The 22,249-nt window shown below is 58.3% G+C and carries 22 protein-coding genes and 3 pseudogenes; 16 read left to right on the top strand and 9 right to left on the bottom strand.

Annotated features, from left to right (window positions below; all coding sequences use genetic code 11):
* Positions 1–6: 6 nt before the first annotated feature.
* Complete coding sequence (locus FCH38_RS00965) at positions 7–579, bottom strand: single-stranded DNA-binding protein (RefSeq protein WP_174372579.1); 573 nt, start codon at positions 577–579, stop codon at positions 7–9.
* 265 nt (positions 580–844) lie between these two features.
* Between FCH38_RS00965 and uvrA the strand changes: the two genes are divergently transcribed.
* The 3 genes from uvrA (at position 845) to FCH38_RS00950 (ending at position 5,339) form a co-directional block, all read left to right on the top strand.
* Positions 845–3,766, top strand: a complete 2,922-nt coding sequence (uvrA, locus tag FCH38_RS00960; RefSeq protein ID WP_153513716.1) for an excinuclease ABC subunit UvrA — start codon at positions 845–847, stop codon at positions 3,764–3,766.
* 57 nt (positions 3,767–3,823) lie between these two features.
* Entirely contained in the window at positions 3,824–4,624 is an 801-nt protein-coding gene (locus FCH38_RS00955) for a DUF72 domain-containing protein (RefSeq protein WP_153513717.1), read from the top strand.
* A 190-nt stretch (positions 4,625–4,814) separates the two neighbouring features.
* Positions 4,815–5,339, top strand: coding sequence for a GNAT family N-acetyltransferase (locus FCH38_RS00950; RefSeq protein WP_174372578.1), 525 nt, complete (start codon positions 4,815–4,817; stop codon positions 5,337–5,339).
* Positions 5,340–5,426: 87 nt separating this feature from the next.
* Here the strand turns inward: FCH38_RS00950 and dusA are convergent, their stop codons facing one another.
* Positions 5,427–6,443: a tRNA dihydrouridine(20/20a) synthase DusA gene (gene dusA / locus FCH38_RS00945; protein ID WP_153513719.1), complete on the bottom strand. Its 1,017-nt coding sequence runs from the start codon at positions 6,441–6,443 to the stop codon at positions 5,427–5,429.
* Positions 6,444–6,566: 123 nt separating this feature from the next.
* On the opposite strand from dusA, the pseudogene FCH38_RS00940 reads away from it, so the two are divergent.
* The 4 genes and pseudogenes from FCH38_RS00940 to FCH38_RS23615 all read left to right on the top strand — a co-directional run bounded on the left by FCH38_RS00940 (position 6,567) and on the right by FCH38_RS23615 (position 9,365).
* Positions 6,567–7,612 (top strand): annotated as a pseudogene (locus tag FCH38_RS00940) (tyrosine-type recombinase/integrase).
* 643 nt (positions 7,613–8,255) lie between these two features.
* Positions 8,256–8,579 (top strand): transposase, encoded by a 324-nt coding sequence (locus FCH38_RS23625; protein WP_174373105.1) that lies wholly within the window; start codon positions 8,256–8,258, stop codon positions 8,577–8,579.
* A gap of 116 nt (positions 8,580–8,695) precedes the next feature.
* Positions 8,696–9,022: pseudogene (locus tag FCH38_RS23620) on the top strand (transposase); the annotation flags it as partial.
* The gene (locus FCH38_RS23615) at positions 8,931–9,365 is read left to right on the top strand and encodes a transposase (protein ID WP_371418811.1); all 435 of its coding nucleotides are present in this window, start codon (positions 8,931–8,933) and stop codon (positions 9,363–9,365) included. The pseudogene FCH38_RS23620 and the gene FCH38_RS23615, both read left to right, overlap by 92 nt.
* A gap of 370 nt (positions 9,366–9,735) precedes the next feature.
* Here the strand turns inward: FCH38_RS23615 and FCH38_RS00925 are convergent, their stop codons facing one another.
* The 3 genes from FCH38_RS00925 to FCH38_RS00915 all read right to left on the bottom strand — a co-directional run bounded on the left by FCH38_RS00925 (position 9,736) and on the right by FCH38_RS00915 (position 12,151).
* On the bottom strand, positions 9,736–10,197 hold the full coding sequence (locus tag FCH38_RS00925) for a hypothetical protein (protein ID WP_174372576.1): 462 nt from the start codon (positions 10,195–10,197) through the stop codon (positions 9,736–9,738).
* A gap of 143 nt (positions 10,198–10,340) precedes the next feature.
* Positions 10,341–11,366: an SAM-dependent methyltransferase gene (locus FCH38_RS00920; RefSeq protein WP_153513721.1), complete on the bottom strand. Its 1,026-nt coding sequence runs from the start codon at positions 11,364–11,366 to the stop codon at positions 10,341–10,343.
* Positions 11,363–12,151 (bottom strand): DUF1295 domain-containing protein, encoded by a 789-nt coding sequence (locus tag FCH38_RS00915; RefSeq protein ID WP_153513722.1) that lies wholly within the window; start codon positions 12,149–12,151, stop codon positions 11,363–11,365. The genes FCH38_RS00920 and FCH38_RS00915 overlap by 4 nt, the downstream gene beginning before the upstream one ends.
* 189 nt (positions 12,152–12,340) lie before the next feature.
* On the opposite strand from FCH38_RS00915, the gene FCH38_RS00910 reads away from it, so the two are divergent.
* The 7 genes from FCH38_RS00910 to FCH38_RS00880 all read left to right on the top strand — a co-directional run bounded on the left by FCH38_RS00910 (position 12,341) and on the right by FCH38_RS00880 (position 18,060).
* Positions 12,341–13,714 (top strand): NAD(P)/FAD-dependent oxidoreductase, encoded by a 1,374-nt coding sequence (locus FCH38_RS00910; RefSeq protein WP_174372575.1) that lies wholly within the window; start codon positions 12,341–12,343, stop codon positions 13,712–13,714.
* Positions 13,711–14,529, top strand: coding sequence for a DUF1365 domain-containing protein (locus FCH38_RS00905; protein ID WP_174372574.1), 819 nt, complete (start codon positions 13,711–13,713; stop codon positions 14,527–14,529). The genes FCH38_RS00910 and FCH38_RS00905 overlap by 4 nt, the downstream gene beginning before the upstream one ends.
* Positions 14,516–15,748 (top strand): class I SAM-dependent methyltransferase, encoded by a 1,233-nt coding sequence (locus tag FCH38_RS00900; RefSeq protein ID WP_174372573.1) that lies wholly within the window; start codon positions 14,516–14,518, stop codon positions 15,746–15,748. The genes FCH38_RS00905 and FCH38_RS00900 overlap by 14 nt, the downstream gene beginning before the upstream one ends.
* Positions 15,749–15,775: 27 nt before the next feature.
* A complete protein-coding gene (locus FCH38_RS00895; protein ID WP_174372572.1) occupies positions 15,776–16,153 on the top strand; it encodes a DUF2147 domain-containing protein in 378 nt (125 codons plus the stop codon).
* Positions 16,154–16,247: 94 nt separating this feature from the next.
* Positions 16,248–16,679 (top strand): DUF2177 family protein, encoded by a 432-nt coding sequence (locus FCH38_RS00890; RefSeq protein ID WP_174372571.1) that lies wholly within the window; start codon positions 16,248–16,250, stop codon positions 16,677–16,679.
* Between the two features lie 131 nt (positions 16,680–16,810).
* Positions 16,811–17,353, top strand: a complete 543-nt coding sequence (locus FCH38_RS00885; RefSeq protein ID WP_149898502.1) for a sigma-70 family RNA polymerase sigma factor — start codon at positions 16,811–16,813, stop codon at positions 17,351–17,353.
* The gene (locus FCH38_RS00880; protein ID WP_153513727.1) at positions 17,350–18,060 is read left to right on the top strand and encodes an anti-sigma factor; all 711 of its coding nucleotides are present in this window, start codon (positions 17,350–17,352) and stop codon (positions 18,058–18,060) included. Before FCH38_RS00885 ends, FCH38_RS00880 begins: the two co-directional genes overlap by 4 nt.
* A 173-nt stretch (positions 18,061–18,233) precedes the next feature.
* Here the strand turns inward: FCH38_RS00880 and FCH38_RS23415 are convergent.
* Positions 18,234–18,668 (bottom strand): annotated as a pseudogene (locus FCH38_RS23415) (sensor histidine kinase); the annotation flags it as partial.
* A 101-nt stretch (positions 18,669–18,769) separates the two neighbouring features.
* Between FCH38_RS23415 and FCH38_RS00870 the strand changes: the two are divergent.
* Both FCH38_RS00870 and FCH38_RS00865 read left to right on the top strand, forming a co-directional pair.
* Complete coding sequence (locus FCH38_RS00870; RefSeq protein ID WP_174372570.1) at positions 18,770–19,459, top strand: fumarylacetoacetate hydrolase family protein; 690 nt, start codon at positions 18,770–18,772, stop codon at positions 19,457–19,459.
* Positions 19,460–19,494: 35 nt separating this feature from the next.
* Positions 19,495–20,028, top strand: a complete 534-nt coding sequence (locus FCH38_RS00865; protein WP_174372569.1) for a gamma carbonic anhydrase family protein — start codon at positions 19,495–19,497, stop codon at positions 20,026–20,028.
* A gap of 38 nt (positions 20,029–20,066) precedes the next feature.
* Here the strand turns inward: FCH38_RS00865 and zur are convergent, their stop codons facing one another.
* From zur to znuC, 3 genes are read right to left on the bottom strand one after another with little or no spacing between them, the layout of a single operon-like run.
* A complete protein-coding gene (zur, locus tag FCH38_RS00860) occupies positions 20,067–20,480 on the bottom strand; it encodes a zinc uptake transcriptional repressor Zur (protein ID WP_174372568.1) in 414 nt (137 codons plus the stop codon).
* Positions 20,477–21,295: a zinc ABC transporter permease subunit ZnuB gene (gene znuB / locus FCH38_RS00855; RefSeq protein WP_174372567.1), complete on the bottom strand. Its 819-nt coding sequence runs from the start codon at positions 21,293–21,295 to the stop codon at positions 20,477–20,479. Before znuB ends, zur begins: the two co-directional genes overlap by 4 nt.
* Complete coding sequence (znuC, locus tag FCH38_RS00850; protein WP_174372566.1) at positions 21,288–22,202, bottom strand: zinc ABC transporter ATP-binding protein ZnuC; 915 nt, start codon at positions 22,200–22,202, stop codon at positions 21,288–21,290. Before znuC ends, znuB begins: the two co-directional genes overlap by 8 nt.
* Between the last annotated feature and the right edge of the window lie 47 nt (positions 22,203–22,249).

Genomic DNA, 22,249 nt, shown 5'->3' with positions numbered 1-22,249 from the left:
TCCCTGCTAGAACGGGATATCGTCGTCCATATCGTTGGAGAAGCCGCCGGAAGGCTGGCCACCGCCGCTGCGGGAAGAGCCGCCGCCACGTGCCGGCTGCTGGTCGTAACCGCCGCTGCTACCATAATCACCGCCGCCGCCGAAGTCTCCGCCGCCGCTGCGACCGCCACCACCGCCGCCTTCACCGCGACCATCAAGCATCGTCAGCGTGGAATTGAAGCCCTGCAACACGATTTCGGTCGAATAACGGTCGTTACCCGTCTGGTCCTGCCATTTGCGGGTCTGCAACTGGCCTTCGATATAGAGCTTGGCGCCCTTTTTGACATATTGTTCGACGACCTTGCACAGGCCTTCGTTGAAAACCACGACGGTGTGCCATTCGGTCTTTTCCTTGCGCTCGCCGCTGTTGCGGTCGCGCCAGGTCTCCGAGGTGGCGATGCGCAGGTTGGCGATGGGGCGGCCATCCTGCGTCCGGCGAATTTCGGGATCGGCGCCGACGTTTCCGATCAGAATTACCTTGTTTACGCTACCAGCCATCTCGTCATCCTGTCCGCCGACCATCATGACCGGCAATTGCATTTCAAAAAATCCCGCACACAATAACCATCGTGGCCGTCAAAAGGCACCGCAACGGCGCAACTATCCACAGCGAATAATCACGACCTTCGAAGGGCGAATATTGGTGCTTGCTATTTGTTCCTTTTTTGTTCTATTTAATCGCGAAATTCGAGTCAAGTGGGCTGAAAAGCTCCGACCGACAGGGAATAGACCTCGACACCCCCGGCTGCGTCACTACATAAGGACGCGCTGCCATCAAGCCCGTTAATTTTGTCCGAGCCTTGCCATGAGTGAACTGAAGACGATTTCCATCCGTGGTGCCCGCGAGCATAACCTCAAGGGTATCGATCTGGATCTGCCCCGCAACAAGCTGATCGTCATGACCGGACTTTCCGGCTCGGGCAAGTCGTCGCTTGCCTTCGATACGATCTATGCCGAGGGCCAGCGCCGTTATGTCGAAAGCCTTTCGGCCTATGCGCGCCAGTTCCTCGAAATGATGCAGAAGCCGGATGTCGACCGGATCGAGGGTCTGTCGCCGGCGATTTCCATCGAGCAGAAGACCACCTCGAAGAACCCGCGTTCCACGGTCGGCACGGTTACCGAAATCTACGACTATATGCGCCTGATGTTTGCGCGTGTCGGCGTGCCCTATTCGCCCGCTACGGGCCTGCCTATCGAGAGCCAGACCATCAGCCAGATGGTGGACCGCATCCTCGCCTTTGAGGAAGGCACGCGTCTTTATGTTCTCGCGCCGATCGTGCGCGGCCGCAAAGGCGAATATAAAAAGGAACTTGCCGAGCTGATGAAGAAGGGCTTCCAGCGCGTCAAGGTGGATGGCCAGTTCTACGAGATCGCTGACGTTCCTGCCCTCGACAAGAAATACAAACACGACATCGATGTGGTGGTTGACCGTGCGGTGGTGCGTCCGGACATGGCCGCGCGCCTTGCCGACAGTCTCGAGACCTGCCTCAAGCTCGCCGATGGGCTGGCTATCGCCGAATTCGCCGACAAACCCCTGCCACCGGAAGAAACCGCCGCGGGCGGCTCCGCCAACAAGTCGCTCAACGAAACCCATGAAAGGGTGTTGTTTTCAGAGAAATTCGCCTGCCCGGTCTCCGGCTTCACCATTCCGGAAATCGAACCGCGGCTGTTCTCCTTCAACAATCCCTTCGGCGCCTGCCCCAGCTGCGATGGCCTCGGCTCGCAGCAGAAGGTCGATGAGAACCTGATTGTTCCCGAGCCGGCGCGCACGCTGCGTGACGGCGCGATTGCCCCATGGGCGAAATCGTCTTCGCCCTATTACAATCAGACGCTGGAAGCACTCGGCAAGGCCTTCGGTTTCAAACTGTCGAGCAAGTGGTCGGACCTCTCCAAGGAGGCACAGCACGCCATTCTTCAGGGTACCGATGACAAAATCGAATTCAATTATCAGGACGGCGCGCGCTCTTATAAAACGTTGAAAAACTTCGAGGGCATCGTTCCCAATCTGGAGCGCCGCTGGAAAGAGACCGATAGCGCCTGGGCGCGCGAGGAAATCGAACGTTACATGTCGGCAGCGCCCTGCCCGGCCTGCAACGGTTTTCGCCTCAAGCCGGAAGCGCTGGCCGTCAAGATCAACAAGCTGCATATCGGTGAAGTCACCCAGATGTCGATCCGCAAGGCGCGCGACTGGTTCGAGACGCTGCCCGAAAATCTCAATGCCAAGCAGAACGAGATCGCGGTCCGTATCCTCAAGGAAATCCGCGAACGCCTGCGCTTCCTGAATGATGTCGGACTGGATTATCTCAGCCTGTCGCGCAATTCCGGCACGCTTTCCGGCGGCGAAAGCCAGCGCATCCGGCTGGCCTCGCAGATCGGCTCGGGCCTGACAGGCGTTCTCTATGTTCTGGACGAGCCGTCAATCGGCCTGCATCAGCGTGACAATGCCCGCCTGCTCGAGACGCTGAAACATCTGCGCGATATCGGCAATACGGTGATTGTCGTCGAACATGACGAGGATGCCATTCTGACGGCGGATTATGTGGTCGATATCGGCCCGGCCGCAGGCATTCACGGCGGCCAGGTCATCGCCGAAGGCACACCGCAGGAGGTGATGGCCAATCCGAAATCGTTGACCGGTAAATACCTCTCCGGCGAACTCGGCGTTGCCGTACCGGCAGAGCGCCGAAAGCCCAAGAAGGGCCGCGAGATCAAGGTTTATGGCGCACGCGGCAACAATCTCCAGAATGTCACGGCGGCAATTCCGCTCGGCGTTTTCACCGCCGTTACCGGCGTGTCGGGCGGTGGAAAATCCACCTTCCTGATCGAGACGCTTTATAAGTCGGCGGCACGCCGGGTGATGGGCGCACGTGAAATCCCGGCCGAACACGACCGCATCGACGGTTTCGAATTCATCGATAAGGTTATCGATATCGACCAGTCGCCGATTGGCCGCACGCCGCGCTCCAACCCGGCCACCTATACCGGCGCATTTACGCCGATACGCGACTGGTTCGCCGGTCTACCGGAGGCCAAGGCGCGCGGCTACGCGCCGGGCCGTTTCTCCTTCAACGTCAAGGGCGGCCGCTGCGAGGCCTGCCAGGGCGACGGCGTCATCAAGATCGAGATGCACTTCCTGCCCGACGTCTATGTCACCTGCGACGTCTGCCACGGCAAGCGTTACAATCGCGAGACGCTGGACGTGACTTTCAAGAGCAAGTCCATCGCCGACGTGCTGGATATGACGGTGGAAGAAGGCGTGGAATTCTTCGCCGCCGTGCCGGCAGTGCGCGACAAGCTGCAGGCTTTGTTCGATGTCGGCCTCGGTTACATCAAGGTCGGCCAGCAAGCCAACACGCTGTCCGGCGGCGAGGCCCAGCGCGTCAAGCTCGCCAAGGAACTGTCGAAACGCTCGACAGGCCGCACGCTCTACATTCTCGATGAGCCAACGACGGGCCTGCACTTCCACGACGTCAACAAACTGCTGGAAATGCTGCAGGCACTGGTGGACCAGGGCAATTCCGTCGTGGTGATCGAACACAACCTCGAAGTCATCAAGACAGCCGACTGGATCATCGACATCGGCCCCGAGGGCGGCACGGGTGGCGGCGAAATCGTGGCGACCGGCACGCCGGAAGATATCGTCAAGGTCGAGCGCTCTTACACCGGTCATTTCCTGAAGGAACTTCTGGAACGCCGGCCGGCCGGGAAACGCGAGGCTGCGGAGTAATCCGCAGTCTTTCACAGCAAAGGTCGAATGGGCCAAAGGCCGGAGGAGGAACAGCATATGTCGACATCAGGCACGATCCGCACCGGTATCGGCGGTTGGACCTTCGAGCCCTGGGAAGGCACCTTTTATCCGGAAAAACTGCCGAAGAAGCGCCAGCTCGAACATGCCAGCCGGCAAATGACGGCAATCGAGGTGAACGGCACCTACTACAGCAGCCAGAAACCGGCGACCTTCGCCAAATGGGCCTCCGAAGTGCCTGACGATTTCATCTTCTCCCTGAAGGCCAGCCGCTTTGTCACCAACCGCAAGGTTCTGGCCGAAGCGGGTGAATCGATGACGAAATTTTTGACTCAAGGACTGACGGAGCTTGGCTCTCACCTCGGCCCGATCCTCTGGCAATTTGCGCCGACGAAAAAATTCGATGTGGAGGATTTCGGCGCCTTTCTGGCGCTCCTGCCGGAGAAACAGGATGGTATCCGGCTTCGCCATGTGGTCGAAGTGCGCAACCCGACATTTCAGGTACCGGAATTCATCGATCTTATCGCCAGACACAAGGTCGCCGTTGTCTGCGCCGATCACCACGATTATCCGATGCTGCCGGATGTGACGGCCGACTTCGTTTATTGCCGCCTGCAAAAAGGCGAAGACGACATCGCCACCTGCTATCCGAAGGCCGAGATTGGCCATTGGGCAAAACGGGTCAAAACCTATGCGGCGGGCGGTGTACCTGATGATCTGCCGCTGATCGCGCCCGACCGGAAAGCGGAAAAGACACCGCGCGACGTTTTCGCCTTCTTCATCACCGGCGGCAAGATCAATGCGCCCAACGGTGCGCAGGAATTGCAAAAGGCTGTCTGAGTGATGCGGCGCCGCTGAACACCGGATGTTGCAGCCTCACCCGGCAGGTCGTCGTGTTGGAAAACATTCGATGTCCGGAGAATAAACAGCCTGCGTCTCACTCCCGTCATCTCACCCCGGCAAGAATGCCGATGATCGCCCAAGACGTTTCGTCGGCAAAGGGCTGTCGTCTTTAGAAGGTTGAGCGGGAATGGATATGATCGAGACGGAACGTTTACGCCTGCGCCATTGGCGGGACGATCATTTTGACGCCTTCGCTGCAATGCAGACCGATCCGCAGGTGATGGCCGATCAGGGCGGGCCGGCGGACGAGGCGCGGAGCAGGAAAAAATTCGAGCGTTATCGCAGGGCGCAGCGCGAACAGGGCATCGCCCGCTGGGCGGTTGAAAATCCCGATGGCCTGTTTCTCGGTTATGCAGGCGTTATGCCACGCCTCTCCGAAGACCATCCGCTCGGCCCGCACCACGAAATCGGCTGGCGTTTCATAAGGCAGGCGTGGGGAAAAGGTTATGCGACCGAAAGCGCAAAAGCCGCCTTGGCGCATGCGAACGATTTCAAAGGAATAGCTGGGATCGTCGCTTATACAAGCTCCGATAATTTCCGCTCCCGGGCCGTCATGTCGCGCCTCGGCCTGATCCGCAAACCATCACTCGATTTCTGCATGACTGGCGATACCGGGAGGGAATGGCACGGGCTGGTCTGGATCGTCCCTTGAGAGATTACCCGATCCCGGCTGCGGAATTTCTCGCGATACCCCGGTCGCTAAGCGGCATGAAAATCGTAAGAAGGCCGTTTCCAGCCTTCAGCCCGCCAGTTCTTTTGTCGGATTGAAATCGATCGCAGCAAAAGCCGCCTCGATCACCTCCGGCCCTGCCCCCGGCCGGGTGGCATCGCTGGAGAGAATTTGCCGGAAACGGCGCGCGCCCGGCATGCCCTGAAACAGACCGACCATGTGGCGGGTAACGTGGTTGAGACGCCCGCCCGCGGCAATATAATCGACGGCATAGGCCATCATGGCGTCGCGCAACCCCATCCAGTCGTATTGCGGGGCCTCTTCGCCATAGATGCGGTGATCCACATCGGCGAGGATGGATGTGTTGTGGTAGGCAGCACGGCCAAGCATGACACCATCCATATGCTGCAGATGATCGCAAGCCTGATCGAGATCGGCGATTCCGCCATTGATACCGACGAAGACGTCGGGATTTTCCCGTTTCATGCGATAGACGAGATCATAATCGAGCGGCGGCACCTCGCGGTTTTCCTTCGGCGAGAGCCCTTGCAGCCAGGCTTTGCGCGCATGGATCCACACGGCATCCGCGCCGGCCGCGACAACACGCGCCAGAAAATCCGGCAACACCGATTCCGGCTCCTGATCATCCACCCCGATGCGGCATTTGACAGTCACCGGCACAGTCGCAACCGCCTTCATCGCCGAAACGCACTGCGCCACGACTTCGGGCTCGCGCATCAGGCAGGCGCCGAAAGTGCCGGATTGCACCCGGTCCGAAGGGCAGCCGACATTGAGGTTGATTTCATCATAGCCGTAATCCCCGGCAATCCGCACCGCCTCGGCAAGCTTGGCGGGGTCGGATCCGCCAAGCTGTAGCGCAACGGGATGTTCCTGTGGATGGTAACCGAGCAGCCTGTCGCGCTGGCCGTGGATGATGGCGTCGGCAACGATCATTTCGGTAAACAGCAGCGCACGCTTCGACAATTGCCGGTGCAGAAACCTGCACCTCGTGTCGGTCCAGTCGATCATGGGGGCCACGGAAAAAATCTTAACCCCTGATTTTATTGATTTTTCGTATAAATTCAATATTTTATACCCGTTATATTGATGTCGTTTTTCATCTTGTTTCGTCCTACTTTTTCCACGCTGTTCCACCCAATTTTATAGTCAAGTATGACGATGTCGTACCGAGAGAGGAATATTGAACCGATGAGCACCATCACCGCGAGAAAACGAAAAGACGGATCGCTTGGTTATACCGCGCAGATCCTCAGAAAAAAAGGCGGCCGTATAGTTTTCAGGGAGGCCAAGACTTTCGATCGAAAGCGCGAGGCGGAGGCGTGGGTTCGATTTCGCGAGACCGATATCGACAAACCTAGCGCGCTGGAGCGGTTGAATGCGGACCGCTTCACCTTAGCGGACGCCATTGATCGGTACGTCAAAGAGAAAGGAATGATGGGAGCCACCAAGAGCAGGTGCTCAGAACGATCAAAGCCTTCAAGATTGCCACGATGGATTGCGCAGATATCCGAAGCGATGATATCGTGACATTTGCCACCCAACTGGCCGAAGGCCGTAAGCCGCATCTGTCCTCCATATTTTCGATCGCTCGGCCGGCGTGGGGTATGCCGCTTGATCCCGTCGCCATGCGGGATGCGCAGACGGTCCTTCGTAAGCTGAACGCCATCGCCAATTCTGAGAGCCGGTCGCACCGCCCTACCCCCCAGCTCGACAGGATCATGAATTACTTCACCACCCGAAATTTGGCGACGCTACATGTCTCACGCATGGATCGGGTGGTCGCGTTCGCAATCTACTCGACACGCAGGCAGGAAGAGATAGTCCGGATAGAATGGGAATATCTAGATGAGCCTCACAGCCGCATACTCGTCCGGGACCTCAGGCATCCTGGACAGAAAAAGGATAATGACGTGTGGTGCGAGCTTCCGCCAGAGGCAATGCAGATCATCAAAGCTATGCCGAAGACTGGGCCGCGGATATTCCCCTACGGCACTGCCGGGGTTGGCGCAGCCTTCACCCGCGCTTGCCGTTTCCTTGAGATCGAAGACTTGCATTTCCACGACCTGCATCACGAAGGGATTCCCCGCCTGTTCGAGATGGGTAAGACGATCCGACTCGCCGCCAGCGTATCGGGCCATCGTAATTGGAACAGTCTAAAAAGATACACGCATATCAGGGAGAAGGGCGATAAGTTCGCCGGGTGGAAGTGGCTAAAAACGGTGACGGATAACTAAGAGTGCTTGTATATGTAGACTTGAGGGATCATCCGGTAAGGCCGGAGATATGATCCCTTCATCGGCCGAAAAGAAGCGGCTGCTTACCTTGGGAGCACTGAATCTAACTCGCAAGATGCCGCCTACCATCCAGGCGCAAGGAAATGAGACAAGCGAGCGATAGACACGAAGCTTGACGAAATCAACGGGTTGGCGGTCGACCTTTGTGAGGACGAATTTGAGATGTGGGAGCGAGAGCCAGCGGCGCGAGTAGCGTTACGCGAAGACACAGGGACGAAGTCAGTGAGCCGGATTTCAACTAGCGAGGTTTCAAAGGCAACTACCGCGCCCCCTCTTAAATCAACACACCAGCACCCGATGCGAAAAAGGCAAATTTTCGGAATTGGGTAGCAACTGCCACCAGCCCTTCAGAGTGGGACTACGACGCCCTCGACAGACTCGCCTTTCGTGATGTTAGGGCAGCTCCGCTGCCAGTGATCCATCCATCCCGAAAAGAATCCGATCGACTCTCTTGCTGGACCTTGGTACGAACCGAAGCATGTTCAGACCCATAGACATACGACAACGCTGATTTTCCGCTCGCCGACCTCCGGCGAGGCCCTGTCGTATCGCGTAATCATCAAGGGATCGAACATGCCGACCAATCTGCCCGCCACCATTTCGCCGCAGACCTCCATCTCCTCTGAACTGGAGGCACTTCGGAGGGTGGAAATATTGGGGCAACCAGCACTTCCTGCTGTCACCCTATTGCCAGACCTTCACGCTTAGGAACCTTCGCACCTTCGACGAAGAGCGGTCGTACAAGGCTTTCTGCTTCATCCGCTGGCCGGATACCGAAGGCAGGCCGACCTGCGTCCGCTGCGCGCATTCGAACTGCTGGGAGATCCGACGTCGCCGTTTCAAGTGCCAGGCTTGTCGCCGCGAGTTCTCGGTCACGCCGGAACGGTCTTCGTGTTCCGGAAGATGAGCTTCCGGGACATTCTGGCGGGACTCTGGTTCTCGGTGAATTCGGTTAAAGGCAAGAGCGCTCTCCAGCTCTCCCGCGAGCTGGGCATCCAGTAAAAAACCGCATGGGTGCTGCTGATGAAGATGGGTGAGGCGATTTCGACGCGGCGCTTCCGAATGATACTGGAGGGCGAGATTCATATCGACGGCAAGTACGCGGGCGGCCACATTAAGCCGGAGAATCGAAAGGAGGATCGCGTCGATCGGCGTCGTGCCGAGAACCAGAACTTCAAGCGCCTGACCATCCTGACGTTGCGTGAGAAGACGCCTTTCCGCCGTGGGCGCGAGCAGACCCTATCGCGCGTCATCCGGAGTGAAGACTCCGACGAGGCGTGGGAGATGGTCAAGAAGCACGTTCGAAAGGGTTCACGGCTGCACGCGGACGAGCACTTCAGCTACGACGATCTTGAAGGCCTGCAGGAACTGCACCGGGTCAATCACAGCAAAGAATACCAGGCAGAAGGCGGGGGTCAACACGAACCACGTCGAGAGCTTCTTCAGCCGCATCCAGCGTGCCTATATCGGAATCCACCATCGCTTCTCGGTACGCTACTTCGACTGGTACGCGGCCGAAATCGCCTGGCGCGAGGACAATCGTCGTGTCGACAACGGCCTTCAGCTCCGGGGCATGCTCTACAAGGCGCCCTCAAGGCCAACGTCGAGAAACCTATGCGGATATTGGCAGGGCAACCACCCACCCGACCTTGTTTGGGAGGGCGGGGAGAACCCGGAGCGCCAGTGGCGGTGACTACAGAGGGGCCGCTAGGCCGTAGGGCATGGTGAATCTAGTAGCCAATCAAAGCTGGCGATCGCTTCACTCTCGGCCAAGTCGGCGCTTCCGAATAGTCCGAAATCGCCATGTATGGGCTTCCAACCTTCGGCGACGATCTCCCCTTCGAACACGTTTTGATACCATTCTTCCGGTCGGAGAACGTACACACCATAAGATCGTTCAACGATCCGAACGCGCCTCAGGGCGTCGCCGCCCTGGAGAACTTTTACTATCTGATCTGCATTGCTGGGTGCAGATCTCATCTTTTAATATTCTCCTCGGCAACGACATCTACATTTTACGCTTCGTCAGCATGAGGATCAATGCCGGGTACGCTGTCCCCATGCTATGCGGCAACCTCCCATAAATGCCGCTGCCCGTCGATCTTCCCCGCCCGGCGCACCCGATCAGCCTTGGCAAGCTGATCCAGCATCTGGGAGAAACGGTTGCCGATGAGGCCAAGCCTTGCGTCGTCTTCGCCGAGGCCGTTCTCGCGGGCGAAGGCCACAGCGAAGTCCGCTGTCGTGATCGGCCGTCCCGCCTCTCGGAGTGTCCGCAAAACGAAACCACGGCGATCAAAGCCTTTGAAGAGCATGGAGATGCTCCCCTTGTCGACACCATCCAGCTTGCGTCGACGGCGGGCGGATCCCTTCTCGATCAAGGGCGCATGATCCGGATCATAGGACCGAATGACGACATCGAATGCTGCCTGCTGCTGCTCCAGCAAGATGATCTGCGCCCGCAATTCACCGATGCGAAGGCCGATCTCCCCCTGCTTTCTCTTCAGTTCATCAACGATAAGAACCATGCTCAACCGCTCCATAGGATCGCAGCGATCCTATGCGTTCAGCGGCAGGAGGTCTGGTGGCAGTTGCCACCTAATTCCGCAAATTTTGTCAGCTCAAACGTGGTCCAAATGGGTAAACTCTGTTTTCAGCTGACGTTTTAAGCTTAGTTGGGCATCAGAACGTAGTGCCCGACGCCCCAAACCTCACCATCCTGATGCCCGAAAAGCCCCGCCGTTGCCAGAAAGAACAATCGCCAACGCCGTTCCCACAATCGGGCATCAACGCCATAAACCCGCTGCAGGATCGGTCGTACAAGCACGATCTCCCGGTCGAAATTCGCCAGCCAGTCGAGCGCTGTCCGACGATAATGCGATCCCGACCAGCGCCATTCCCGTTCGACGGTGAAAAGCGTGTCGAAACGATGCGGAAGGTCGAAGGCGGGCATGATGCCGCCGGTGAAGAAATGCTGCGCGATCCAGTCTGCCGGATTATTGTGGTCAAAACGGTAAGACCGGCTACGATGATTGAAGACGTGCAGGAAAAACCGGCCGCCCGGCTTCAGCCATGAATGAACACGCTCGAACAATGCGCGCCAGTTGGACATGTGTTCGAACATTTCCACCGAGACGACGCGATCGAAACGCGCGCCGGAGGTGAAATCATTCATATCGGCGGTCACCACCGACAGGTTCGAGAACCCCCGTGCCCGAGCGCAGCCGATGATATATTCGCGTTGCGATGCGGAATTCGAAACGGACGTGATCCGCGCATTGGGAAAGCGGCCTGCCATATAAAGGGAAAGCGAGCCCCAGCCGCAGCCGAGTTCGAGAATGTCCATACCATCCTGCAATCCGGCATGGGCAACGGTCTCGGCCAGCGCGGCAGTCTCCGCCTCATCGAGCGTCGTCGTGGCATCGGGATAATAACAGCAGGAATACTTGCGCTGCGCGCCCAGAACGAGCGCAAAAAACTCTGCCGGAACCTCATAGTGCTGCCTGTTCGCCTCATCGGTATGGCTGGCTACGGGAAATTTTGCCATATCGGCAGCGAAATCCAGCTCCGCCGCTGCGGGAATACGGGCAAGCCGTCGTTTCGTTCTGGCGCAGAGCATATCTATCCCGGCGAGTGTGACGCTGTCGTTGAGCGGCGCACGTTCTGCGGCATTGATGGCAAAGGCGAGCATGTTCATGGCGTTTCCTCGTTCTTGCGCGGCCCTGGAAAGAAGGCGTTGACGCGACGTTGCAAGGCACGGAATTTTTCCCCGCGCGAGTTCAGCATGTGCTCTTCAAGCGGCGGAATGCCGGAGACGTGGACGAGCAGCCAGTACATCATGACGGGTGCGGCGAGCGAGGCCCATGACAAGGCGTTCGTCTGAACGGCCAGCAGCGGCAAACTGCACCAGAAAAGCCATTCGAAGAAATAATTGGGGTGGCGGGAATAACGCCAAAGACCGGTTTCGCAGACGCCGGTTTTTGCTTCAGGAGTTTTCCTGAATTTCGAAAGCTGAGCATCCGAGAGGGCTTCCCCTGCCAACGCAGCGACGGCAATCATGGTGGCAAGGAGATCGATGACACGCGGAAAAACCTGGCCGTTGCCGGCGGCAAGATAAACCGCCAGAACAAGCACGAAGGCGGCGGCGGCCTGTATCTGGAGGAAGATGAAAAGCCGAAAGGAGGCCGCGCTGCCCCATTTTTCGATGAACTTTGCATAACGGGGATCTTCCCCGCCGCCCCGCGTGCGCAGTCCGATATGGCCGGCAAGCCGCAGGGACCAGACGGCAATAAGGAAGAATACGATGGCGCGCCGCCCGCCGTCACCCTCCGCCAACAAAACAGCCAAAACGCCGCCAAACCCGACGCTCGCCGACCAGACGGTGTCGATCCAGCCGCTGGAACCGGTTGCTCTCTGCAATGCCCACGCTCCGGCCATCAGGAGCGACATGAGAATGGCAAGCATCAGGATCACAGAAAACATCACTACTTCGCTCACCGTTTTGAACAGATCGAGGCCGGGTGTCGTGATGAGAAATACGCCCGGACCGGCAAAAGAGTTTCAGGGTTCGGAAAAAAATCTAAAAACCGTCGGCCGCTGAAACTTATCAGAGGGTTGCCTCGTATCTGCGCTGTCCCAAGGCAAATTTCTGTAATGCGATAGTGAGGATAGATGACCGACACCGAAGCAACACCAAGAGAAAGCCGGCGCCGCATCGCCATCGTGGGAACGGGAATTTCCGGCCTGTCGGCAGCCTGGCTATTGTCGCAACGGCACGATGTCACGGTCTTCGAGGCGGCGGATCGCATCGGCGGTCACACCAACACGGTAACATTCGATACGCATAATGGGCCCGTTCATGTCGATACCGGCTTCATTGTATATAACGAATGGACCTATCCCAATCTCACGGCGCTTCTTCAAACACTGGACGTGCCGACCGCAGCCTCCAACATGTCTTTCGCCGTTTCCCTTAACAATGGCGGCTTTGAATATTCCGGCGGAACCGGTCTTGGCCTGCTGGCACAAAAGAGAAATGCGCTGCGACCGCGTTTCTGGTCGATGCTGGCGGACCTGCTGCGGTTTTACCGCAACGCTCCGCGAGACCTGCATGTGATGGGAGACGTGTCTCTCGACGACTATCTCACGCGCAACCATTACGGGGCGGCGTTCCGCAACGATCATCTCTACCCCATGGCCGCGGCCATATGGTCCACGCCAGCCATGGAGGTCGGCCGTTATCCGGCAGCGCATTTCATCAAATTTTGCCGCAATCACGGTCTGCTGTTGCTGCGCAATCGGCCAGTCTGGCGCACGGTCGTCGGCGGCGCACGCGAATATGTAAAACGCATCACCGCGCCGTTTGCGGATCGAATTCGCCTCTCGACGCCGGTGACGCGCATCCACCGCCTGCCGGACGGGATCGAAATCACCACTGTGGACGGCGAAGTCGCGCGCTTCGATGACGTGGTGATCGCAACCCATGCGGATCAGGCGCTCGATATGCTCGTGGATGCAACGCGTGCCGAACGGCGCATTCTCGGCGCTTTTACCTACACCCAAAACCGCGCTGTGCTTCACACCGACAGCAGTTTCATGCCGCGCCGGCGCGCTGCATGGTCAAGCTGGAACTATGTGGCGGACACGCGCATTGAAGCGGGCCAGCCGAGCATCACCTACTGGATGAACAGGCTTCAGCCGCTGGGCGAAACCCAGGACATTTTCGTAACGCTGAACCCGACGCGGGAACCGGATCAAGGAAAAATCATCGCCGAGGAAACCTATCACCACCCGGTTTTCGACGCTGGCACCGAACAGATGCGTCAGGAACTATGGGCCTTGCAGGGCCTGCGAAACACCTGGTTCTGCGGCGCCTATTTCGGCTCTGGTTTTCATGAAGACGGTCTTCAGGCAGGCCTTGCCGTCGCCGAAGATCTTGGCGGCGTGTCCCGCCCCTGGAAGGTTGCCGACGACAGCGGCCGGATCATTCGCCTGGATTTGGCGACGATTGCGACAGGCACACAACTCATGGAGGCGACGGCATGACCCCTCCCCTTAACTCAGCGCTTTTCCCGGGCCACGTGACCCATGCGCGCTTCAAGCCGAAAACCCACAAGCTGGACTACCGGATTTATTCGCTGCTTCTCGATCTCGATGAGTTGGAGACGCTCAACCGGAAATTACGGTTTTTCTCCGTAGACCGTTTCAACCTGTTTTCATTTCATCGCAAGGATCGCGGCAACGGCAGCACGATCGGGCTGCGCCAGCAAATAGAGACCGCCATGGCGGCGGCAGGCATGGCCGTCGATGGGGGTCCCATCCACCTGCTCACCATGCCGCGCCTGCTTGGCTGGGCCTTCAACCCGCTCAGCGTGTTCTTCTGCCATGGGCGCGACATGTCGCTCAAGGCCATCCTTTGGGAAGTCGACAACACCTTCGGCCAACGACACTCCTATCTGATCCCGGTGGAGGTCGGCACGGGGACAGAGATCGTCCAACGATGCGACAAGGCCTTTTATGTTTCGCCCTTCATGGACATGGACCTCCACTATGTTTTCCGCGTCATCCCACCGAGTGACAGGCTGAAGATCGTCATTGAAACTTTCGACGACGACGGTGCCGTCCTGACGGCCCGGCATCTTGCCCGAAGGATCGAGTTGACCGATGGCGCGCTCCTGAAAGCCTTCGTCACCATCCCCTTCCTCACGCTGAAAGTCGTTCTCGGCATTCACTGGGAAGCCCTGCAAATCTGGCTGAAGGGCGTGCGGTTTAGAAAGCGTCCGCTGCCACCAGTCGATCCCATCTCTTTCGTTCCCCCTTCATCGTCGCAAATCGAGGCCAGAATTCATGACCCCGTTTGAAAATCTCTCCCAATTGCCGGCACAGAATACCCGCCTCAACGGCCGCATAGGCATGGGGATATGGCTCATCAACCGGCTGCTGAACAATATCGAGCGGGGCCAGCTGCGCGTCGTCCTTCCCGGCGGCGGAACCATCGAAAAATCGGGTGGGTCGGAAGGCAGTCACGCCGTTATCGTGCTGCATAATTGGCGGGCAATCCGCCGGATGCTCGTCAACGGCGATATCGGCTTCGCGGAAGGCTTCATCGAGAATGACTGGTCTACGCCTGATCTGACGGCGCTCATCCGTTTCGCCGCTCAAAATCGCGACGCATTTGCAAGGTCGATGCGCGGCAGCCTGCCCATGCGCCTCATCAACCGGCTTGCACACGGGCTGAATGCCAATACCAGACGCGGCAGCCGCCGCAACATCGAGGCGCATTACGATCTCGGCAACGAGTTCTACCGGCAATGGCTCGATCCTTCGATGCTCTATTCGTCAGCGTTTTTTGACGGCACCACACCCAGCCTTGAGGCCGCTCAACGCAAGAAACTCGAATGCATTGCGGAGAAACTCCAACTAACCGACAACAAAAGCGTCCTGGAAATCGGCTGCGGCTGGGGTGCGCTCGCCATCCACCTCGCCACGCAGCATAATGCCAGCGTGACCGGCATCACCCTATCGCCCTCCCAGTTGAGCTGGGCGAAAAACGCGGCGGAAAAAGAAGGCAAGGCCGGCCGGATCGATCTCAGATTGCAGGATTACCGCGATGTGACCGGCCAATTCGACAATATCGTCTCCGTTGAAATGTTTGAAGCGGTCGGCGAAGCCTACTGGCCAAGTTATTTCGAAACGTTGAAACGCTGCCTGAAACCCGGCGGTCGTGCGGTGCTGCAAATCATCTCCATCGAGGAAAACCGCTTCGATACATATCGGCGCAAGGCAGATTTCATTCAGAAATACGTCTTTCCCGGTGGGTTCCTGCCCTCCGATTCAGCGCTCGAAAAAGCCGTCGGGCAAGCCGGCCTGAAGCTCACGGAGACAGAACTTTTTGGCCAGTCCTATGCGCTCACGCTTTCGGAATGGCGCCAGCGTTTTCATGCCCGATGGCAGACGATTTCCCTGCTTGGTTTCGACGACCGCTTCCGGCGGCTCTGGGATTATTACCTCTGCTATTGCGAAGCAGGTTTTGCCGAAGGGACCATAAATGTCGGCTTGTACACGATAGAACATCGATGAGGCGGGGCTAACAGGTGGAGAAAGACAATGATAATCATTAGATTGGCAATTGTATCTGCCCTGTCCCCGATGCTGGTCGGCGCCAGCGCGACAGCGGCGGAGATCGACGGTAACTGGGCGCGTGGCGACGGCAAGGCAAAAGTGCTGATCGCGCCGTGTGGTGAAAAAATATGCGCCACAAACACCTGGATCAAACCCGGCACGCCGAAGGAAAAGACCGGCGACCGCCTGATCATGGACATCAAGCAGAGCGAAGCGGGCATCTATTCCGGCACCGCCTTTGATCCTCAGCGGGACAAATCCTACAGGATAACGGTGACCCTTTCCGGCAATAACATGACCACGAAGGGCTGTATCGTCGCCGGCCTTCTGTGCAAGGGCATAAGCTGGACCCGGATCGACTAGCGCAGGTCACGCTCCGTTCCATCCATTAGTTCCATTGTCTTCCGAACGAAAAAACACTCGCCGTCTTCTCAATGCCCGGCAAAGGAAAACACCGATGAAGACCTATTTCGCAGCCTATTTTTTCACGCTCGTCGCCTTTCTGGTGATCGATTTCATCTGGCTGAGCACCATGGCGTCGCGTCTTTACCGCCCGGCCATCGGCGATCTTCTGGCGGAAAATTTCCGGCTCGCTCCAGCGGTCGTCTTCTATCTCATCTACGCTGGCGGCCTCACCTTTCTCGCCGTGCGCCCCGCCCTGCTTTCCGGTGAATGGACGACGGCGCTGCTTTACGGCGCGATTGTCGGCTTCATGGCCTACGCGACCTATGATCTGACCAATCAGGCCACGTTGAAGAACTGGCCAACCACCCTCACCATCGCCGATCTTCTTTGGGGAGCCTTCGTTTCCGCAGCTGCGGCCATCATCGGTTATATCGTCACGGTGCGCCTCCTCGGCCCACTGGAAAATTCGGCGGGCATATCATGACAACGCTTCCTCTCGGCTACGGCGTAAGTGCGGCCCTCCTGTGGCCCCCACATCATGAACTTCCTCTTCCTCATCCCTTGTCTTCGTGTGAAGGACGACCTTATAAAGGAAGCGCAGCAAGGAAGGTTCGAATGCAGGGCACAGAGATCGCAAGCCTAATCAACCGTGTCGGCATGGGTGATCGTTCAGCATTCGTCTCGCTCTATCAGGCAACCAGTCCGAAGCTTTTCGCGATCTGCCTGAAAATCCTGCGTGACAGGACCGAAGCCGAAGAGGCGCTGCAGGAAATCTACATCAAGGTCTGGCAGCGCGCCCGCACATTTGCCGCAAGCGCCGGCAAGCCCGCAACATGGCTTGCCGCCATCGCCCGCAACCATGCGATCGATACGATCAGGGCGCGCAAGCCCCTCAACGACGACATCGACGACGCCTATGACATCGCCGACGACAGCATCCGCAATCCGGAGCAGCAGATCGTGCTGGCCGACGAGGGTCGCCGGATCGACAATTGCATGCGGGAACTGGAAACGGTTCACGCGCAGGCGGTACGCCGGGCCTATGTGGAAGGCTTGAGCTATATCGAACTCGCCGAGGAATTGCGGGTGCCGCTCAACACGATCAGAACCTGGCTGAGACGCAGCCTTCTCAAACTCAGAGAGTGCATGCAACGATGACGACGGGCGAACACAGCGACGGCATGCATTCGCGCGACGAAATCCTCGCCGGCGAATATGTGCTTGGCGTGCTGTCGGTCGAAAAGCGTCGCGAACTCGAGCGGCGCATGGAGAACGACAAAGCCTTCGCCCAGCTCGTCCAGCGCTGGGAGGCGGAATTCTCCGACTTCAATGCCGATTACCAGGAACAGGTGCCGAGCGCGACCATTCTTGCCCGCATCGAGGAGCGTCTGTTCGGCGCCAGGCATATCAATACCAATGGCAGCCTGTGGAGTTCGGCATCCTTCTGGCGGTGGATATCGGTCGCCACCAGCGCGACTGCCGTAGCGGCGGTCGTCTACGCCGCATTTCCCGAGAGATGGCAGGAAACCACACCGCTGGTGGCCGAACTCGCGACAACCGACAGTCAGGTCAACCTGCTTGCCTCCTACGATGCGGAATCGGGACGGATGCGCATCGTTCCTGTCGCAACCGGCAAGACCGACGAGAAATCTCTGGAGTTGTGGCTCGTGATGGATGGCGGCAAGACCCGCTCGCTCGGCGTCTTCCAGCCCGGCGCAAATGGCGATCTGATCATTCCCGCCGATATGCGCGGCAATATCAGCGAAGGCACCACCTTTGCGATCAGCGTCGAGCCCTTTGGCGGCTCACCGACCGGTCAGGCGACCGGTCCCGTCATCGCCGTCGGCAGCGCGCGTCACCTGTGAGGTTATCAATCGATAGTTGGGAGTGATGCAGAAGAACCTGCCAGCCTCAATCCCATGCTGGGTTCTCATAGGCTGAAAGATCAGTCAGCTTCCTGCAGCCAACTAGCAACAGGAAAATAGAGGGGTCAATCAATCCCTTGCACCTACACCGCCAATATACGTGGCTCTACGAGTTACGACTTCTCATCCCACGTCATAGCGAAACGGGTTCCCTTCCCCAAATCCGGATGCGTACGCGTTTGCTCAACGCGAGCGCCGATATTCTGCGCCATCGCCATGATGAGCTTCGTGCCAAGGCCGGTGCCGCGGGGTTTTGATTCTGCCTTCGAACCGACGCCATCGTCTTCCACAACGAGAAAGAATTGTCCATTTTGTTCGGATAGACTGTCACGGACCGTACCCGTTTGACCGGGATAGGCATACTTAAGCGCATTGGTCAGAAGCTCGGTTATGATGACACCAAGCGCAACGGCATGGTCCGCATTCAGGTAAACCTCACATTGTTTCGACCGTTATGGAGGAAGATCCGGGCACGGCCTGAAACAGATCGCTGAAGATGGAGGTCAGATACGAACCGAGGGATACAGACCCACATTGGCTGTATTATACCGCAAAATGCCAGTTTTGCGCTCGACAGCATTTTCAACTGGAAATCGGCCCGGAATCGCGGGACAAGAATTGCACCTTAAAGAGACGACAGGAAATTCCCATGGCCGCCACCGTCATCCCCGCCCCGAAACCCGTTCTCCTGCCCGTTGAGGGCACGGACGACATGTTCCCCGTGCGGCGGGTCTATTGCGTTGGTCGCAATTATGCCGATCATGCCATCGAGATGGGCCACGATCCCTCGCGCGAGCCGCCCTTTTATTTCCAGAAGAACCCGGACAATCTACTGCCCGCCGGCAGTGATTTCCCCTACCCGTCGCTATCGTCGAATGTGCATTACGAGGTTGAATGTGTTGTGGTTCTGAAAAGCGGCGGCGCAGATATTCCGGCGGACGAGACGCTGAACCATGTCTGGGGTTATGCCGTCGGCATCGATATGACCCGCCGTGACCTGCAGGACGGGCTGAAGAAAATGGGCCGTTCCTGGGAAGGCGCCAAGGCGTTTGAATATTCCGCACCGGTTTCCGCCATCGTGCCTGCGGACAAGATCGGCCATCCCGCCACCGGTGCGATCTGGCTTGATGTCAATGGTGAACGCAAGCAGACCGGCGATCTTGCGCAGATGATCTGGAAGGTGCCGGAAGTGATTGCCGAGCTTTCCAAGCTCTTTACGCTTGCCGCCGGCGATGTGATCATGACCGGGACGCCGGCAGGTGTTGGTCCGATCGTGCGCGGCGATCACATCGAGTGTGGCGTTGATGGTGTTGGCAGGCTGTCGGTCACAGTCGCCTGATCGCTGCCGGCGCATAATCCAGAGGGAGAAACCGAATGCCGCTTTACCGCCTCGCCGACCGGGTGCCGCAAACCCCAGCAGCGGATCGTTACTGGGTCGCCCCCGATGCCAATGTCATCGGCTCGGTGACGCTCGGTGAAGATGTCGGCATCTGGTTCGGCGCGACATTGCGCGGCGATAACGAGCCGATCAGCGTCGGGCGCGGCACCAATATTCAGGAAGGGGCGATGGTGCACAGTGATCCCGGCTTTGCTGCCACCATCGGCGAAATGTGCACCATCGGCCACCACGCCATCGTGCATGGCTGCAGCATCGGGGACAATTCACTCATCGGCATGGGTGCGACGATCCTGAATGGCGCGAGGATCGGCCGCAACTGCCTCGTCGGCGCCAATGCGTTGGTGACGGAAGGCAAGGAATTTCCCGACAATTCACTGATTGTCGGATCGCCGGCGCGGGCCATCCGAACGCTGGATGACGAAGCCGTCGCCGGCCTGCGTCGCTCGGCCGAAAAATATATCGAGAACTGGAAGCGTTTTTCGAAAGATCTGGCGATTATCGAAGGATGAGCAATGGCGGGCAGCGATGTCCGCCCCGCAAACAAAGCCTATGACGCACAATTGGCGCAGAGACCGCGAATCTCGATGGTGGTCTTTTCCGCCTTGAACTTGTTGTCCTTCACCCAGTGCTCGAGGCGGTGGTCGATCTCATGATCGTGGAATTCCGTCACCTGCCCGCAGGATTCGCAGATGGCGAATGCCACGGTTCCATGGTGTTGCGAGCAGCATTCGGCTTGAGTATGGGTGCAGGCAACGAAGGCGTTGAGGCTCTCCAGCCGGTGCACGAGACCGAATTCCACCAGCTTTTCCAGCGCCCGGTAAACCTGCAGCGGCGCGCGGAACCCGTCATCCCGCAGCTTGTCGAGGATCATATAGGCGCTGAGCGGCTGATGCGCGTTTGACAGGGCATTCATGACCAGCGACTGGTTCTTGGTAAGGTTCTGCTGGGTTTGCGCATTCATGACTTGCCTCCTTCATCCGCGGAGCGGGAAAAACCCGGCGCCGGCAACAGGCTTATAACGAACAGGATCACCGCGGCAACCACGATGGAGGGGCCGGACGGCGTATCGTAAGTCAGCGAACCGAACAGGCCACCGATAACAGCGATAGCGCCGATCAGCGAAGCCACCACCGCCATCACCTCCGGCGTGGCGGAAAACCGTCTGGCGGTCGCCGCCGGTATGATCAGCAGCGAGGTGATCAGCATGATGCCAACCACTTTCATGGCAATGGCGATCACCAGCGCCATCAGCAGTGTGAAGATGAACTTCGCACGTTCCGGGTTCAGCCCCTCGGCCTCGGCAAGCTCCGTATTGACGGTGGAAGCCAGCAACGACCGCCACAGGAAGACCATGGAGACGATGACCACCAGCCCACCGCCCCAGATCAGGGCGATATCGCTGCGAGTGACAGCAAGAATATCGCCGAACAGGAACGACACGAGGTCGATACGCACCCAGCTCATGAAGGCGACGATGACGAGACCAATCGCCAGCGCCGAATGGGACAGGATGCCAAGCAACGCATCGGACGACAGTGCCTGCCGCCGCTGCAGAAAAATCAGCAGGATCGAAACGGCGGATGCCACCAGAAAAACGCTGACGATGAGGTTGAGCTGCAACAGCAGCGAGAGCGCGACGCCAAGCAGCGCCGAATGGGCCATCGTATCCCCGAAATAGGCCATACGCCGCCAGACGACGAAACAGCCGAGAGGCCCGGCGGTCAGAGCAACGCCGATGCCAGCGACCATGGCGCGAACGAAGAAATCGTCAAACATGCCGTTCTCCCTGCCCGTGGCTCGAGGGTGCATGGTCCCCATGTTCATGGCCGCAACCGCATTCGCCATGGTCATCATGATGGTGATCGTGAGAATGGGCGTGATGGTGGCCATCTTCAGGATGGCAATGATCGGTCACCGAACCATCCGCGTGCTGCACCCGGCCATCGGGCAGATGGGTGTGGTCATGATGGTGGCTGTAGACGGCAAGCGCCTTGGCGGCAGAACCGCCGAACAGCCGCATGTATTCCGGGCTCTGGCTCACCGCCTGCGGTGTTCCCCGGCAGCAGACATGGCCGTTCAGGCAGATCACGGTATCAGTTTCCGCCATCACCACATGCAGGTCATGCGAGATTAACAAAATTCCGCAATTACTTGAATTTCTGATATTTTTTATCATATCATAGAGCGCGATCTCGCCGGAGAAATCCACGCCCTGCACGGGCTCGTCGAGAACCAGCAGATCGGGCTTGCGGGCGATGGCGCGAGCCAGAAGCGCGCGCTGGAACTCGCCGCCGGACAGATGCTGCACCTCGGCATCGGCAAGATGCGCAATGCCTGTCGCATTCAGCGCCGCGTCGATCTCGCGCGCGGGCAGCGGCCCGGTCAGCGTCATCAGCCGGCGCACCGAAAGCGGCATGGTCCAGTCCACCGAAAGCTTCTGTGGCACATAACCGACGCGCAGGCCGGCAATGCGCGAGACCTCCCCTTCGCTCGGTTTCACCACGCCGATCGCCATTTTTGCGCTGGTGGATTTGCCCGAACCGTTCGGGCCGATCAACGTGACGATCTCACCTTTGCTGACGGAAAACTCCACGCCGCGCACCAGCCAGCGGCCATTGCGCTGCACGCCGGCATTAACAAGGGAAACCAGTATATCGTTACCCTGACGGGCGGAATGAAGCATGGGATTGTCCGTTCGGCGATGTTGCCTACCGCTATTGCATACGTTAT

The organism is Agrobacterium tumefaciens (assembly GCF_013337285.1).
GTDB classification, from domain to species: Bacteria; Pseudomonadota; Alphaproteobacteria; order Rhizobiales; family Rhizobiaceae; genus Agrobacterium; species Agrobacterium burrii.
Note: the sequence above shows the minus strand (reverse complement) of the source record. Positions and strands in the feature narration are given on the sequence as shown.

What these genes read in the sequence shown, in the direction of transcription:
- FCH38_RS00965 (WP_174372579.1), bottom strand. Translation starts at nt 579, where the DNA reads ATGCAATTGCCGGTCATGATGGTCGGCGGACAGGATGACGAGATGGCT.
- uvrA (WP_153513716.1), top strand. Translation starts at nt 845, where the DNA reads ATGAGTGAACTGAAGACGATTTCCATCCGTGGTGCCCGCGAGCATAAC.
- FCH38_RS00955 (WP_153513717.1), top strand. Translation starts at nt 3,824, where the DNA reads ATGTCGACATCAGGCACGATCCGCACCGGTATCGGCGGTTGGACCTTC.
- FCH38_RS00950 (WP_174372578.1), top strand. Translation starts at nt 4,815, where the DNA reads ATGGATATGATCGAGACGGAACGTTTACGCCTGCGCCATTGGCGGGAC.
- FCH38_RS00925 (WP_174372576.1), bottom strand. Translation starts at nt 10,197, where the DNA reads ATGGTTCTTATCGTTGATGAACTGAAGAGAAAGCAGGGGGAGATCGGC.
- FCH38_RS00920 (WP_153513721.1), bottom strand. Translation starts at nt 11,366, where the DNA reads ATGAACATGCTCGCCTTTGCCATCAATGCCGCAGAACGTGCGCCGCTC.
- FCH38_RS00915 (WP_153513722.1), bottom strand. Translation starts at nt 12,151, where the DNA reads ATGTTTTCTGTGATCCTGATGCTTGCCATTCTCATGTCGCTCCTGATG.
- FCH38_RS00910 (WP_174372575.1), top strand. Translation starts at nt 12,341, where the DNA reads ATGACCGACACCGAAGCAACACCAAGAGAAAGCCGGCGCCGCATCGCC.
- FCH38_RS00905 (WP_174372574.1), top strand. Translation starts at nt 13,711, where the DNA reads ATGACCCCTCCCCTTAACTCAGCGCTTTTCCCGGGCCACGTGACCCAT.
- FCH38_RS00900 (WP_174372573.1), top strand. Translation starts at nt 14,516, where the DNA reads ATGACCCCGTTTGAAAATCTCTCCCAATTGCCGGCACAGAATACCCGC.
- FCH38_RS00895 (WP_174372572.1), top strand. Translation starts at nt 15,776, where the DNA reads ATGATAATCATTAGATTGGCAATTGTATCTGCCCTGTCCCCGATGCTG.
- FCH38_RS00890 (WP_174372571.1), top strand. Translation starts at nt 16,248, where the DNA reads ATGAAGACCTATTTCGCAGCCTATTTTTTCACGCTCGTCGCCTTTCTG.
- FCH38_RS00885 (WP_149898502.1), top strand. Translation starts at nt 16,811, where the DNA reads ATGCAGGGCACAGAGATCGCAAGCCTAATCAACCGTGTCGGCATGGGT.
- FCH38_RS00880 (WP_153513727.1), top strand. Translation starts at nt 17,350, where the DNA reads ATGACGACGGGCGAACACAGCGACGGCATGCATTCGCGCGACGAAATC.
- FCH38_RS00870 (WP_174372570.1), top strand. Translation starts at nt 18,770, where the DNA reads ATGGCCGCCACCGTCATCCCCGCCCCGAAACCCGTTCTCCTGCCCGTT.
- FCH38_RS00865 (WP_174372569.1), top strand. Translation starts at nt 19,495, where the DNA reads ATGCCGCTTTACCGCCTCGCCGACCGGGTGCCGCAAACCCCAGCAGCG.
- zur (WP_174372568.1), bottom strand. Translation starts at nt 20,480, where the DNA reads ATGAATGCGCAAACCCAGCAGAACCTTACCAAGAACCAGTCGCTGGTC.
- znuB (WP_174372567.1), bottom strand. Translation starts at nt 21,295, where the DNA reads ATGTTTGACGATTTCTTCGTTCGCGCCATGGTCGCTGGCATCGGCGTT.
- znuC (WP_174372566.1), bottom strand. Translation starts at nt 22,202, where the DNA reads ATGCTTCATTCCGCCCGTCAGGGTAACGATATACTGGTTTCCCTTGTT.